This window comes from Peribacillus sp. NPDC096448, from assembly GCF_044762675.1.
In the GTDB taxonomy this organism is placed as follows: Bacteria; Bacillota; Bacilli; order Bacillales; family DSM-1321; genus Peribacillus; species Peribacillus frigoritolerans_B.
This window is the reverse complement of the sequence record NZ_JBIWEU010000002.1, coordinates 276,980-291,945: the sequence shown is the minus strand read 5'-3', so window position 1 is coordinate 291,945 and position 14,966 is coordinate 276,980. Positions and strand designations below refer to the sequence as shown.

General features: G+C 40.5%; 13 protein-coding genes. 2 read left to right on the top strand and 11 right to left on the bottom strand.

Annotated elements, in window-relative coordinates; translation table 11 throughout:
* Positions 1–51: 51 nt before the first annotated feature.
* The 3 genes from ACIQ0C_RS05275 to ACIQ0C_RS05265 all read right to left on the bottom strand — a co-directional run bounded on the left by ACIQ0C_RS05275 (position 52) and on the right by ACIQ0C_RS05265 (position 4,169).
* Positions 52–1,539, bottom strand: coding sequence for a tagaturonate reductase (locus tag ACIQ0C_RS05275; protein ID WP_403057723.1), 1,488 nt, complete (start codon positions 1,537–1,539; stop codon positions 52–54).
* A 66-nt stretch (positions 1,540–1,605) separates the two neighbouring features.
* Entirely contained in the window at positions 1,606–2,619 is a 1,014-nt protein-coding gene (locus tag ACIQ0C_RS05270; RefSeq protein WP_403057720.1) for a zinc-binding alcohol dehydrogenase family protein, read from the bottom strand.
* Positions 2,620–2,663: 44 nt separating this feature from the next.
* Positions 2,664–4,169 (bottom strand): UxaA family hydrolase, encoded by a 1,506-nt coding sequence (locus ACIQ0C_RS05265; RefSeq protein WP_403057717.1) that lies wholly within the window; start codon positions 4,167–4,169, stop codon positions 2,664–2,666.
* Between the two features lie 173 nt (positions 4,170–4,342).
* Here ACIQ0C_RS05265 and ACIQ0C_RS05260 point away from each other — a divergent pair, with 173 nt between their 5' ends.
* Positions 4,343–5,212, top strand: coding sequence for an AraC family transcriptional regulator (locus tag ACIQ0C_RS05260; protein ID WP_403057714.1), 870 nt, complete (start codon positions 4,343–4,345; stop codon positions 5,210–5,212).
* A gap of 95 nt (positions 5,213–5,307) precedes the next feature.
* Here the strand turns inward: ACIQ0C_RS05260 and ACIQ0C_RS05255 are convergent, their stop codons facing one another.
* The 8 genes from ACIQ0C_RS05255 to ACIQ0C_RS05220 form a co-directional block, all read right to left on the bottom strand.
* A complete protein-coding gene (locus ACIQ0C_RS05255) occupies positions 5,308–6,549 on the bottom strand; it encodes an MFS transporter (protein WP_402837445.1) in 1,242 nt (413 codons plus the stop codon).
* Between the two features lie 153 nt (positions 6,550–6,702).
* Complete coding sequence (locus ACIQ0C_RS05250) at positions 6,703–7,704, bottom strand: LacI family DNA-binding transcriptional regulator (protein ID WP_403057711.1); 1,002 nt, start codon at positions 7,702–7,704, stop codon at positions 6,703–6,705.
* A gap of 185 nt (positions 7,705–7,889) precedes the next feature.
* A complete protein-coding gene (locus ACIQ0C_RS05245; protein WP_403057708.1) occupies positions 7,890–8,726 on the bottom strand; it encodes an SDR family oxidoreductase in 837 nt (278 codons plus the stop codon).
* Complete coding sequence (uxuA, locus tag ACIQ0C_RS05240) at positions 8,723–9,799, bottom strand: mannonate dehydratase (protein ID WP_403057705.1); 1,077 nt, start codon at positions 9,797–9,799, stop codon at positions 8,723–8,725. The genes ACIQ0C_RS05245 and uxuA overlap by 4 nt, the downstream gene beginning before the upstream one ends.
* A 12-nt stretch (positions 9,800–9,811) precedes the next feature.
* A complete protein-coding gene (locus tag ACIQ0C_RS05235; RefSeq protein ID WP_403057702.1) occupies positions 9,812–10,432 on the bottom strand; it encodes a bifunctional 2-keto-4-hydroxyglutarate aldolase/2-keto-3-deoxy-6-phosphogluconate aldolase in 621 nt (206 codons plus the stop codon).
* A gap of 13 nt (positions 10,433–10,445) precedes the next feature.
* The gene (locus tag ACIQ0C_RS05230) at positions 10,446–11,465 is read right to left on the bottom strand and encodes a zinc-binding alcohol dehydrogenase family protein (protein WP_403057699.1); all 1,020 of its coding nucleotides are present in this window, start codon (positions 11,463–11,465) and stop codon (positions 10,446–10,448) included.
* A gap of 9 nt (positions 11,466–11,474) precedes the next feature.
* Positions 11,475–12,485, bottom strand: coding sequence for an ureidoglycolate dehydrogenase (allD, locus tag ACIQ0C_RS05225; RefSeq protein WP_403057696.1), 1,011 nt, complete (start codon positions 12,483–12,485; stop codon positions 11,475–11,477).
* 26 nt (positions 12,486–12,511) lie between these two features.
* Positions 12,512–13,468, bottom strand: a complete 957-nt coding sequence (locus ACIQ0C_RS05220) for a sugar kinase (protein ID WP_403057693.1) — start codon at positions 13,466–13,468, stop codon at positions 12,512–12,514.
* A 403-nt stretch (positions 13,469–13,871) separates the two neighbouring features.
* On the opposite strand from ACIQ0C_RS05220, the gene ACIQ0C_RS05215 reads away from it, so the two are divergent.
* Positions 13,872–14,789, top strand: coding sequence for a DMT family transporter (locus ACIQ0C_RS05215; protein ID WP_402837460.1), 918 nt, complete (start codon positions 13,872–13,874; stop codon positions 14,787–14,789).
* Positions 14,790–14,966: the final 177 nt, after the last annotated feature.

Sequence of the window (14,966 nt, the reverse complement as noted above, 5' to 3'; positions counted from 1 at the left end):
GGGAGAATATTCATGAAATTAATCTTGCCTAAATCCTTTTAAAGGATAATTTCAGTCAATCATCCCTTCTAGATATTGGCATAATTCGTTTCCAAGGTTCGGGATATCGCTCAAATCCTTCCCCCATAGATATTGATTACTTAAGGTCGCCTCTATCAATTGTCTAAGCGGGATTTCCCCATTCTCATAACTAAGCCATTGTTCACTGAAAAATTCAATTGTCTTTATATCGTCTTCAACGACATAGTCTTTACCCGCAAAGCTTTTACCAAGATAACTCCCCTTCATTTCATTAACCTTGTAAAATCGGATCAGGCCCGAAAAACCTCGTACGATACAGTCGGGCAGCCTGCCTTTCGCCCTATGATATTCCTCTAAGGTAGGCAGGAGACGAACCTTGAACTTCGAAATGCTATTCAGCGAAATATCGGCCAGGAGGTGATGTACAAAAGGATTCTTAAATCGCTCAAGAACACTTTCCCCATATAGCATCATCTCATTTTGATCAAAAGGTAATGAAGGAATTATTTCCTTTTCGATGGCATTGCTCAGAAATTGGTTGAGTTCCGGATGATCGATTGCCTGTTTTACTTCTTCCAATCCAGATAAAATCCCTAAAGGAGCCAACAAGGTATGTGAACCATTAAGTATCCGTACCTTCCTCATTTGATAAGGCGTTAAATCTTTTACCCAACGCACATTCAATCCGGATTTTTGTAAAGGAAGACGTTGATCAATACAAATGTCACCTTCAATAGCCCATAAATGGTAGGGTTCTGCCGTATTTAGCAGAGTATCCTTATATCCCCATGCCGCAAATAGTTTTTCCGACTCATTGGCTGGGAATCCTGTAACGATACGGTCTACCAGCGAGTTAAGGAAGAGGTTGTCCCGGTCCAACCACTCAATGAATGACTTTGGTAAATCCCAATCCCTGCTATGCTTAAGAACACATTGCTTCAATGAATCACCATTTCTCTCCAAAAGCTCACATGGAAGCATGATCATTCCTTTTTTCGCATTTCCATTGAAATGAAGATAACGATGATACAAAAAAGCAGTCAGTTTTCCTGGAAAAGATTCAATCGGCTTTCCTTCTACCAAAGGAATCGGCTGATATTTAATCCCTGCTTCAGTCGTGTTGGAAATTACAAATTCCAATTCAGGATTTTCTGCTAGTGCTAAAAATTCCATCCATTCTTCATATGGATCAATTGCCTTCGAAAAAACGGAAATGATCTCTGTATGTTCCACTTTCTCCCCTTGGTGAAAACCATGTAACATTAATGTATACAGTCCATCTTGCCGCTTTACTTCCTCTATTTTCCCTTTTCCTGCGGGCCGAGGCTGGGTAACTGCAATGCTTCCCTTGAAATGACCTTGTTTATTACATTCATAAATCATCCAATCAAAGAAGCCTCGAAGAAAATTCCCCTCCCCAATTTGCAATACTTTTATGGGAAAATCCATCATATGTGAATATTGGACAGCTTTTGTATCTTTACTTAGACGCTTTAGTTGACTATTATTTATGTTCATGATCAAGGAACTCCTTTCTTATTGAAATATCCATTTCAGAGTACGATTTAACAGCATACCTAATGCTTATATTTCGACAATAGCCTTGATCACTTTAGCTTCAGGAGTTATCCACCCTTCAAACTGATTGATCATTTCATCCATATGTGTGCGGTGTGTAATAAACTGGCTCATATCCAGTTTGTCATTCTTCAGCGTATTCACGACATAATCAAAGTCATCCTTTGTTGCATTACGGCTTCCCATTAATGTAAGCTCTTTACTGTGGAATTCAGGATCATTAAAGGTAATATCCGCTTTAACTAAACCTACATAAATCAATCTTCCGCCGTGAGCAGGATATTTAAATGAGTCCATCATTGACTTAGCATTACCAGTCGCATCAAATACCGCGCTTGGCATATCTCCATTCGTCAATTGGGCTAATTTCTCCAGTGGATTCTCCATAACATTCAAAGTATGATCGACATTTGCCCATTTGCAAGCAAATGCAAGGCGTTCATCATTTACATCCATTGCGATCACCTTCGCACCCTGTTCTTTAGCGAATGCCATGACTCCCAAACCAATTGGACCAGCACCAATTACTAGCGCAAATTCCCCTTTATGAATAGCAGCGCGCCTAACTGCGTGAGCCCCTATACTTAAAGGCTCTATCATTGCGGATTGATCAAGTGTGAGACCCTCTGTTCTCACCAAATGATTATAAGGAACCGTAATCCACTCACTCATGCCTCCTTCAGCATGTACACCCAACACTTTCATATCCGTACAGCAGTTGGTTTTTCCACTTCTGCAAGCCAGGCATTTTCCACATTCCATATAGGGGATGATCGATACCTGATCCCCGACTTTAAGCCCTGATTCATTTTCCGGTATGGACTCAATAAAGCCGGATAATTCATGACCAAGTATTCGAGGATAGCTAAAAAAGGGCTGATTACCTCCATAGGCATGAATATCCGTACCGCAAATCCCTATACGCCGCACACGAATCAAAGCTTCCCCTGAGTTTGGAAAAGGTTTTTCCAATTCGATCATCTTAAATTCAAAAGGTTGTTCACAAACGATACTTTTCACTGAATAACACTCCTTTTTTATAACTTAATAGAAACCGTGTACTATTAAAGAATGACACCTTCTTTAAAGATGCTTATCTCCCTATATCCGAATTTTTCATTATTCGTTTTCTTTTTACCGGATGAAAGCTCAAGAATGTATTGGAATAACTCTTCCTTTAATTCCTCGATCTCTTTGCCTTCAATCAACCGCCCGGCATTATAATCAATCCAATGCTTTTTACCATCGGCTAATTCCGAATTCGTAGCTATTTTTACAGTTGGCACCGGTCCACCAAATGGTGTTCCTCTTCCCGTAGTGAATAGAACGATATGTGCGCCCGCTGCTGCCAAAGCCGTCACCGAAATCAAATCATTTCCAGGGGAATTGATTAAATTCAAACCATGCTTCACCACTCGTTCTCCATATGGTCTTACATCCACTACAGTGGCATGGCCCCCTTTTTGTGTGCATCCAAGTGATTTTTCCTCCAATGTACTTATGCCGCCTTCCTTGTTTCCAGGCGAAGGGTTTTCATAGATTTCTTGATCATGACGAATGAAATACTGTTTGAAATCATTAATAAGGCCAACGATTTTATTAAAGGTTTCTTCATCTCTTGCCCTGTTCATCAATATCGTTTCCGCTCCAAACATCTCAGGCACCTCTGTCAATATCGTGGTCCCTCCATTCTCTACAATAAGGTCGGAAACCGCACCAACCAGCGGATTAGCTGTAATGCCTGAAAAACCATCGGAACCCCCGCATTTCAAGCCGATTTTCAACTTTGAAACCGGTACGTTCCGGCGTACGAACCCTTCCGCATATTCCACTAATTCCCCCAATATACGTAAGCCGCTCTCCAGTTCATCTTGAACCTCCTGGGCTTTTAAAAATTTAATCCGACTAGGAGGAAATTCACCTATGACTTCTTTAAATGATTCGATTTGATTGTTCTCACACCCTAATCCTACAACTAAAACCCCTGCTGCATTTGGGTGTTGAGCCAATGCTGCCAATAGTTTCTGCATATGGGTCAAATCATCTCCCAATTGTGAACAACCGTAAGGATGGGAAAAGTGATGAACCCCATCGATTTGACGATCTTTAAACTTCTCATTGCCCATTTTAGCGAGAAGTTCACATGTTTTATTGATGCAACCTACCGTATTGATGATCCAGATTTCATTCCGGATACCCACTTCCCCATTTTCACGGATATATCCTTGGAAGGTATGATTTTGACTTTGCTCTTTTGTATCTTGAATGCTAGGTTGATAGGAATAATCCAATATACCCTGCAAACCGGATGCTAGATTATGGGTGTGAATCCAATCTCCAATGGAGATATCTTCATTAGCTTTTCCGATCGAGTAGCCAAATTTAATTACGTCCTCCCCTCGTTTAACCGGTTTCACTAACATCTTATGCCCTTTGGGAATGTCGTCATTTGCTTTGATATGGATCATTCCCCTGTCTTCTGTTTGAATCTGGAGGCTCTGTCCTTTATGAATTCCCTCCAAGGAAATAACAACATCATCATTTGAATGCAATTGAACAAATTTATTCATTTTGTCCCTCCTTATCATGAGTAAGGCGTTCAGAACCAAATGTCACTTCATTCCGAAAGCCCTTTCATTTTTAAATCTATATAAATTTTAACATCAATTTTTGAAATATAAATTGCAAATTTTGCTGTAAACATACTCATTCTTGTTGTATTATACTTTCAGGAGATGAACAAATGAAAAAAATCCATAATTCATTAAATCATGATTTACTCTTCCCATTTTCTTTTGTCTATCAAGATACGAAAAGTCCCCAGAATGAATTGTCCGATCATATGCATGATCATTATGAAATTGTTTATGTTTATAATGGTAAAGGGACCTTTTTTATCGGTGATGTGTTTTATGATATGCAGCAAGGGGATGTATTCCTGATCCCGAATAATACCATTCATAGGGCATTACCGAATCAGGACGACCCTGTTACTTCCACCATTATCTTTGTCAGTCCTACATTAATATATAAAGATATGGTTGATGATTCTTTTTCATATTTACATTTGTTTGATCTGACAAAAAAGAGTAAGAATTATAAAATATCATTGCCGCAAAAGAAACAAGTAAAGATGGAGGAACAGCTGCAACTCATCCTGCAAGAAACAACTAACCAATTGATGGGCTCGAGGCATGCTTGTTTGCTGACCGTTCATCAAATCATACTTGATTTATACCGTACCCGGATAAATGGCAAACAAGATTTATCCGAGGGCAATAGTTCTCGTTCAGAATGGATCAAGGATATTTTAATCTATATTAATGAACATATGGATGAACCATTAACGCTGACGATACTTGCACAAAAAGCATTGGTAAGTCCCGCTCATTTCAGCAGGGTTTTTAAGGAAACAACTGGAATTGGGTTAGTCGTGTATCTAAACACGAAAAGAATCATCAAGGCAAAGGAACTTTTACTGGAAACGAATCACACCATTGCCCATATTGCCGAAATGTGTGGTTTTGAAAGCATGCCGCAATTTTATCGTACCTTTAAGAAATACACTGAAAAGACACCAGCTACATTCCGAAAAGAAAATCGGATCCGCTAGGCATGCCTATAAACATGAAAAATTTTAAGTCAGTAAAAATGGAAGTGTCTTCCCTTGATATTTCTTTAGGGAGACACTTCCATTCTAACAATCTATTACGCAGGCTTGACTATCGGTCGTACAAAACGGATGACCGCAAGCGATGCAACAACTGCCAATCCACCTGCAAGCAAGAATGCAACTGTGTATGTGCCTGAGGTATCGACAATGTAACCTGTTAACGTCGGTCCGATGATTCCTGCTGTATTTGCCAAGAAATGCATAAAACCTCCAACAGATCCAACATTACCAGGGTCGACAACATCGTTGACGATTGCCCAGTAAATGGCACCAGTCAAATAAAGGAAGAAGACGGAAAGTGCGACAAGTGTTACTGCACTGATCGTTGTGGATACAAGTCCGGCAAAACCGATACATACCGCCGATAAGAACAAACATGTTACAAGCACAAGCTTGCGTGAGAATAAAACACCTTTTTGAGCGAATTTTTTATAGAAGAAATCCGACACGAATCCACCCAAAGCAAGTCCGATGAATCCAAAAATCCAAGGAATCACTGTAATGATACTCATATTTTCTACACTTAGGCCGCGTGCATCGACCAAATAGCTTGGGAACCAAGTTAAGAAAAAGAAGAGAATGTAGTTGTAAGAAAAAAAGGCTAGAGCTGTAAATAAAACCGTTTTTTGTTTTAAATAAAACGTGAATTTCAATTTCCCTTCCGATGTTGCCGCTACATAAGATTTTCCCGTATGTTTCTGTTCTTTTGACTCTTCTGGTTTTTCTTTAACAAACTTCCACCAGCAAATCGCCCATATAAGGCCAATTATCATTATGGCAATGAAAGAAACTCTCCATCCATATGAGATGGCAATAAATCCAACTATCGGACCTGCAATGGCGCCACCAAGCGGCGTCCCGCTATTCGTCAAACCAACGACTGATGCCCGTTGATTTGCCGGGAACCAGTTATTCACCATTTTATTGATGGTTGCCGAAAGAGGACCTTCGCCCATCCCAAACAGGATGCGGATGACTATCATACTGGCAAAACCGACAGCAAGTACAAGTGCACCGCTGAATACAGACCAAACGATCATCGCCACGAAAAGCGTGAGCTTTGCTCCCCATTTATCGGACGCCATTCCTCCAAGAAAGTTAAATATGGCATAACCAACTGAAAAGCTACTAAAGATAATTCCCATCTGTGTTGCTGTTAAAGATAAATCATCTTGGATGAACGGAGCTGCAATGGACAGTGCAGATCGGTCTAGATAATTTATTACCCCTGCCAAGAACAAGAATACGATAACCATTCCTCTACCATTCGAAAACATAAAGTACCCCCTATAATTTCGTAAATGCAGCTGCATTTTTGGAAACGTTTCCATTTAATAACCAAGAGTAAAGCCTATATGACCTTTAACTAAATCGGTTTAGAATTCCCGTAAAAAAGCGCTTTCTTTTTTACAGGAATCTTACATCCGTTTCTAGCAAGAATTCCTTGAAAGCAAAGTCGGTTTCAAGCGATGCACGCTTGTATCCTCATTTCCTGTTTTATTAATTTGACTAAGCAGTAACTCCGCTGCCAAGTTGGCCATTTCAATGGCTGGCTGATTAACCGTTGTGATGGTCGGTGTATAGAAACTGGCATATGGTACATCATCGATTCCTATGACCGCTATGTCATCAGGTATATTGATTTCATGCTGTTTCATGTATCGCAATACTTCATTAAGTACGATATCATTTCCTGCCAATATGGCTTGAGGCGGCTTTTCCAATTCGAAAAATTCTGAAAGCGCAAGCGGAATTTCGTCAGCATTCACGGTTTTAATATATTCAGAATTAAATGGTATCCCATGTGACGCGAGTGAATCCTTGTACCCTTGAATCCGTTCGATTCGAGGACTGATATCGCGTATTATTGAAGTGGTTATGATTGCAATGTGTTCAAGACCCTTTTCAATAAACCGATCGATCGCCAACTTGGAAGCAAGGTGGTTATCGAGCATGACTGTAGCAATATTCAATTCCTGGATCGTCCTATCCATGAAAACAATCGGGAATTGATCACTCTTCATACGTTGATATAAATCAAGGTTGTCCCCTGTGGGGAAAATGATGATCCCATCCACTTGTTTAGCTCTTAGCATTTCAATATAATTCTTTTCCTTTTCAGGATTGTCATCTGCATTGCATACGATAATATGGAACCCTTGTTCATAAAAGTAGTTTTCTATCGCTCTAATAACTTGCGTTGAAAACGTGTGAAGGATATTGGCAACCACTACCCCAACGGTAAAAGTGGACTTTTGTTTTAAACTGCGCGCTATTATATTAGGCTGATAGTTTAACTCTTCTATGGTTTCTTCAATTTTTTTCCTGGTTTTTTCACTCATATATTCGTAGCGTTTATTCAGGTATTGGGAAACTGTGCTTTTTGATACTTTCGCGTGATTGGCGACATCAGTAATTGTAATGGTTTTCATTTCATTCATTCCTATCGTGTGATTTCAATTCTCTGCCTAACAAAATGGCTTAGATATATAAGGAATATTCTATTATAATAAGTAAAGCTTTACAATCACCTTCTGATGCAGTAAAAAGTCAATTTCCCATACCATGGAACTAATTTAATCACGGTCACTTGTTTGCCTTTTTATTGGACCTGAATTCAGACGCCTGAGTATGCCATGAAACCACCATCGACCGGTACCGTAATTCCCGTGACAAAGCCCGAGTAGGATTCATCAACGAGCCAAAGCAAGGTACCAAGTAAATCTTCCGGCTGCCCAAAACGCTTCATGGGTGTTGAATTAATGATTTTATTAGACCTTGCTGTAAAGCTGCCATCTTCATTAAGCAGGAGATCCCGATTTTGCTTCGTCAAAAAGAATCCTGGAGCAATGGCATTCACCCGTAAACCTGCTTCGGCAAAATGAACAGCCATCCACATCGTAAAATTATTTATCGAAGCTTTGGCAGCGCTGTATGCCGGCACTTTAGTCATTGGAGCGTAGGCGCTCATGGAAGATACATTTACGATAACTGGGGCTTCCGCTTGCAATAATTCTTTCCCAAAAACCTGACTGGCCAAAAATGTACCGGTGAAATTACTGGCAAAAACTTGGGAGAAACCATTTTCATCCAAATCAAAAAAGGATTTCCCAGCTGCTTCTTCCCCATATTTCTCTGGAACTGTAATGGCATCAGGATGATTACCTCCCGCCCCATTTATTAATAGATCCACTCTTCCGAATGTTTCTATTATTTTCCCTCTTGCATTATCCAATGAGGCTCTATCCAAAACGTCTGCCGCAATGGATATCGCAGTGCCCCCTGTTTGTTCAATGAGTTCAACCACTTCTTGCCCTTTTTCGGCCGTTCTGTTCAATATAGCTATCCTGACACCATGACGAGCCAATTCCACAGCCATTTTGGAACATAAAACTCCGCTGCCTCCAGTGATCACCGCCACCCTGTTCGATAAGTTTTCATGGATGGGAATCATGATACCCCACCTGATTTACCAGCTTCATATGCATCCCATAATCCAAGCAAATACATGATTCCCAATGCTCGGTCATATAAACCGTAACCTGGACGGCAATCTTCACCCCATATATGGCGGCCATGATCCGGTCTGACATAACCAGTATAATTTTGCTTATTCAATTCTTCCACGACGCCCTGTATATTGATGGATCCATCCTGGGTATGATGGGATGTTTCCACAAAGTCACCATTTTCATAAATCTTCACATTTCGTATATGGGAGAAAGGAGAACGGTTTGCATACTTTTTAGCCACTTGGACCATATCATTTTCAGGATTTGCCCCCATCGATCCTGTACACATAGTAAACGCATTCGATGGTGAATCCGAAATCGAGATCAGTTTTTCATAGCTCGATTCTCCGGTGATGATTCTTGGCAATCCAAAAATGGACCACGGCGGATCATCCGGATGAATAGCCATTTTAATGCCGCAAGCCTCTGCAACAGGTAATATTTCTTTTAGGAATATTTCAAGACTCTCCCATAGCTGCTCCTCGTCGACAGTTTTGTAAGCTTCGAATAATTCAGAAATCCGACCCATCTTTTCTGGTTCCCAACCTGGTAAAGTTAAATCTGAAGCTTCCGTCACAGTACGAATCAAATCTTGCGGTTCTAACGTATCCACTTTCGCCTTTTCATAAAATAGGGCAGTTGAGCCATCTTCCAAAGGATGGAACATTTCCGTTCGAGTCCAATCAAAGATCGGCATGAAGTTATAACAAATGACTTTCACTCCAGCTTCCGAAAGATTTCGGATCGTCTCTTTGTATTTCTCTATATATATCATGCGGTCTTCGTTACCCAATTTAATCGATTCATGGACATTTACACTTTCTACTACATCCGTGTGAAAACCAAATGATTGGATATACTCGATTTCTTCTTTAATTTCTTCCTTTTCCCATACCTCTCCAACAGGTTTTTGGTGTAGTGCCCAGACAATCCCTTTCACTCCAGGAATCTGTTTAATGTGCTCCAATGTAACTGTATCATTGTCTTTCCCGTACCATCTAAATGTAATGTTCATCATGCACCTCCGTCATTCCGCAATCTTTTGCATGTATTTTCCGCTTAATTCCACTGCTGCTTCATGGGAGCCATTTATATAGGCTTTGTTCAAGTCACTGCCGATCCCGATTGCTACCGCGCCTGCATTGAGCCAGTCCTTCATGTTATCCAAATTAATTCCGCCGGTTGGCATGATTCTTACATTAGGCAGTGGTCCATTGACCGACTTGATGAAAGAAGGTTCAAAATGGTTTGCCGGAAATAACTTCAAAACATCACAACCTGCTTCCGTTGCCGTTGCCATTTCTTTAATTGTCATGCAACCAGGCATATAGGGAATGCCGTATCGATTACAAAGTTCGGCTACACCACTGACAAAATAGGGACTGACGATAAAATTGGCACCAGCTAAAATTGCATGTCGAGCCGTTTCAGAATCAAGTACCGATCCTGCTCCTAAGAGTGCATCCGTATTCTGCAGTTCTTTGAAAGCATCTTCAATTACCGGTGTTGTATAAGTCAATTCTATTGCCCGAACACCGCCTTCCACAGCTGCTTTGGACAGTAGTGCCGCCTCATTCGCATCCCGTCCCCGGATAACAGCTACAACTTTCGTTTCCTTTATTCGATGAATGATTGAATGTTTATCCATAACTCCTGCCCCCTTAATTAAAAACGATGATCGCTTTTCGAACTTGTTCGGGATGATTCTCCACAAAATTAAATGCTTCCTGGATATCATCGAGCGAAAATGTATGGGTAACTAAACCTTCATGTCTGAGTTTTCCTTCATTTAAAAGTTCAACCACTTTTGGGAACTGATTGGTTTGCAATCTAGATCCTTTAACCGATACTTCCTTTTTAGTGATTGGTAGTTGGGAAATCGATGAAGGACGTTCATCAAAACCGAGTACTACAATCCGGCCCGCCGTTGATACGACATCAAAGGACAATTCAAATGTCATCGGCAAGCATACTGCATCAATGACAACGTTGGCCCCTTCTCCATTCGTCCATTCTTCCACCCTTTTTTGAACATCTTCCTTTCCCGCATGGACGGTGATATCGGCGCCGCTTTCTTTAGCGAATTCCAAACGCTCATCACTTAAATCCGTTATCATCACTGATGCTCCTTGAAGCTTTGCCATCTTTAATATGCAAATCCCAATAGGCCCAGCTCCCTGGATAAGCACCGTTTCCCCTTCCTCCACTTCGCCTCTCCAAACGGCCTGTGCGCCGATGGTGTATGGCTCAGCCAATACTATTTCTTCCCAATCTAAAGAGGAATCCACAACATGCAATTGTTTCTCGGGAAGGACGAACCATTCTCTCATCCCACCATCTTCATGTACGCCAAAAACGGACAGTTTTTCACAAACATTTTGACGGCCCTTGCGGCAGGCGTAACACTTCCCGCAATAACTGATGGGCTCAATAACAACGTGGTCCCCGACTTTTATTCCCTCGACGCCTTGTCCTATCTCCACAACTTCCCCCGCTACTTCATGCCCAACGACTCGCGGCAGCGTAGCAAGAGGATTCGTACCATGGTAAATATGCATATCCGATCCACAAATCCCGACTCTTTTTACTTTTACAAGGACATCCGTCGAGTTCGAAATCCGTGGTTTTTCCACTTCTTGTGTGATAAGTTCATGAGCTTTCCGTACTTGAACCGCTTTCATTTCTCCCACCTACTTTGTAAGAAATTCATAAACACTTGATGCAATCGTAATACCTTGTTTCAGGTTTTTTTCTTCATTGATTTGTTCAATCTCACCCGGTACATATACGCGATCAAACCCTGGAGCAGGTTCAACCTGTTGCAGCTCTTCGATCATTTGATCCATTTGCTCTAAAAATATATCAGTATCCGTAAAGAACGAAGGATTAATTACACAAAAATAATGTCCCAGCTTCCGTTTCTTATCAAGATCGTCATACATTTTCCCAATGTGCGGGCCAAATGCCGCACCGGCCAATAATCCAGAAAACACATCTACAATTACCGATAGACCATAGCCTTTTGGGCCTCCGAAAGTGGAAAGGGAAACGACTTTATTCGGATCTGTGACCGCAGCTCCATTTTCATCAACACCCCATCCTTCAGGGATTTCCTTTCCCTCTTCGCGTGCCTGGAGAATTTTCCCCAATGCAACATTGGATGTTGCCATATCAAGAATAAAGGGCTTCTTCGTTTTAGCAGGAACTCCGTAAGCGATTGGGTTGGTACCAAGAAATGATGTTTTTCCCCCGAACGGGACCACGACTTTATCCGTATGTGACATCGCGATGCCAATCAACTTTGCATCAGCGGCTTTTTGAACGAAATAGCTTAGTGCTCCGCAATGGCTGCTATTAAAAGCAGTCACCATTCCAACGCCATTATCTCTAGCCATTTCGATTGCATGGTCCATGGCCACGTCACTAATCACATGCCCAAATCCATCATCCCCATCAACTACACCGGTAACGGGCCCTGTCTTTTGGAAGGAAATCTGGGCATCGGGATTTATACCTCCTGCCTGTAAACGGTTCACATAATGCTCTGTTCGCAAAACACCATGGGAATTGACATTTCTGAGATCGGCATGAACCAATACTTCCGCAATTTTTCCGGCATTTTCTTCATTCAAACCCACTTTGGTCAGCTGTTGTATGACTAATCGTTTTGCTTCCTCGGCTTGTATCGTTACTGTTGCCATTTTCTCCCCTCATTTCTTTCAGCCATCTATCTTTCTATTACAGTCTCATTCTGTATGAAAGGCATTACTTCATCCAAATATGGTAATCCTTCATTGTCCCCTGCAACAGTGGTGACAAGAGCTCCTACACCATTTGCGAATGCCAATCTTTCATCAATCGATAAGCCATTAAGGTATCCGTAAATATAACCGGCATCATAACCATCTCCCGCACCAACAGTATCTACAGGTATAACAGGGAAGGCTTCTTTTTCATGCCATTCACTTTTGGTATATAGTTTTGAACCATGTTTCCCGTCCTTAATGACAAGCTGATCAATAGCATTCACCTTTGCAAATTCCGCCAAAGATTCTTTTGAGTCAGTACCGATGATCAATCTTATTTCATCTAAACCTGTAAGCAAAATATCAACATTTGGAAAAATATCATAATAAACTGATCTTGCTTCCTCGATGGACCATAGCTTTAAGCGGATATTCGGATCAAAAGAAACAGGTATATTTTTTTGTTTTGCAATTTCCATTACCCTCTTGGCAATATACACATTTTTCGGATCTATAGCCAAAAATACTCCAGTAAGGTGGACTATATCAATCTCCTCAAACATCTTCTCTGTTATATCTCCCGGCTCTAAAGTTAAGATGGGAGATTGATAGCGGTAATAAAATGTCTTTCCGGAACCATCCTCCCTAATTTCTTTAAAGTTGAGAGATGTTGGATATCCATTTACATAGGCAACATCACTCATGTCCACGCCTTCTCCACGAGCGAAATTATAAATAACTTTACCGAACTCATCCTTACCTAAACGGCTTATCCATTTTGCCCGCATGCCAAGCCTTGCACAACCAATCGCAAAATTCAGTTCAGCGCCTCCTACCTTTCGCTCAAAACGGTTAACGAATCTTAAAGGTCCTGTCTCTTCCGGATTTAGCGTAATCATGGCGTCACCCAGCGTTAAAACACCATATTTTGATGACAATACAGTACCTCCTTCTTTCGAACAATCACAAATAAAAACAAAAACATTTGATCATATCACTTTCATTATGGTTGTTAGCTAAATCGATTTAGTTTTTTACTAAACCGGTTTGGTAAATCATAAGGAAATTGTAAATGAAAACCCTATCAAAAACAATAGAAAATTTTGATAATTTATAATTTTATTTTTATTTGATATTTTTCCATATTAAATTTCAGCAAAATATATCATAAAAAACCATATTAAGGAAAAACAGAAGAAACTGTTTACCCCTTCTTTATTAATGATTGAGAGTTTCCGATTTTTCCCACGAGGGCTTTCAATCAAATTTACTCTTTGCTATTAATTTGGAGAAAGTTGTATAATATATCAATTGTTAAATAAGTTTGAAAGGTTGTTTGGAATGAGTTTTTTGAGAATATACATCTTACTGACCGGAATAATGATTACATGGGGGTTAAATGTCTCAGTTATTAAAATTTTAGTTGCCAATACGCAGCCCGTAACGATAACTTCTATGAGAATTTTTACTGCTTCTCTTATAGTCATTATTATCCTTTTCTTCTTTGGACTAATACGCCTTCCTAAAAAAAGTGAACTTTTCTACGTTTTTGGAGGAGCGCTTTTGAGTGTGGTTTTTCATCATTATTTTTTAGCTGAGGGATTGACGAAGACTTCCGCCTCGAATGCTGGACTGATTTTGGGCATGGGACCAATATTGACTGTCATCTTGACCATGATTTTCTTTCGAAAAAAACCCACGTTAATCAGGCTTCTTGGCTTTATCTGCGGTGCACTGGGTGTGAGTTTTACCGTTATGGCAGGAAGCGGAGGACTTCATTCTATTAATCTTGGGGATGTGGATATTTTGCTTTCCATTCTTTCACAGGCATTGAGTTTCATACTTATTAATAAAGCCTCAAAAACAATGGATCCACGATTACTAACCGGCTACATGATGCTTATCGGGTCTTTTATTCTTTTTGCCATCAGCTTATGGAAGGAACCAGAGGGCTTATCTTCACTGGCAACGGCACCGCCATCCATCTGGGGAGCTTTCTTTTTCTCCGCTATTTTTGCCACTGCCCTCGGGCACATGAGCTATAATTATGCCATTGGTAAAGTAGGAGCAGCCGAATCTTCCATATTTCTTAACTTAAATACTTTATTCTCTTTGTTAGGGGCAGCATTTTTCCTCAATGAAGCCCTTGTTCCTGCACATTTCATTGGACTTATCTTCATTGTTTCAGGAGTATTGCTTGGCTCTGGTGCAATTGAAATATGGATTCTCCAAAGGAAAAACAAACGTTTATCTGCCTAGGGCCGGAGCAAAACCTAGATTTCTTGACTTTCTATGTAAAAAGCTAAGAGATCCTACGACACTGCCATTCTTAAAAAATGGCTTGTCATAGGGTCTTATTTTTATTGTCCAGCCCAACCCAACTACAAATAAATAATTGCAGAATAATAATTGGAGATTCATAACCGTTACAAAATA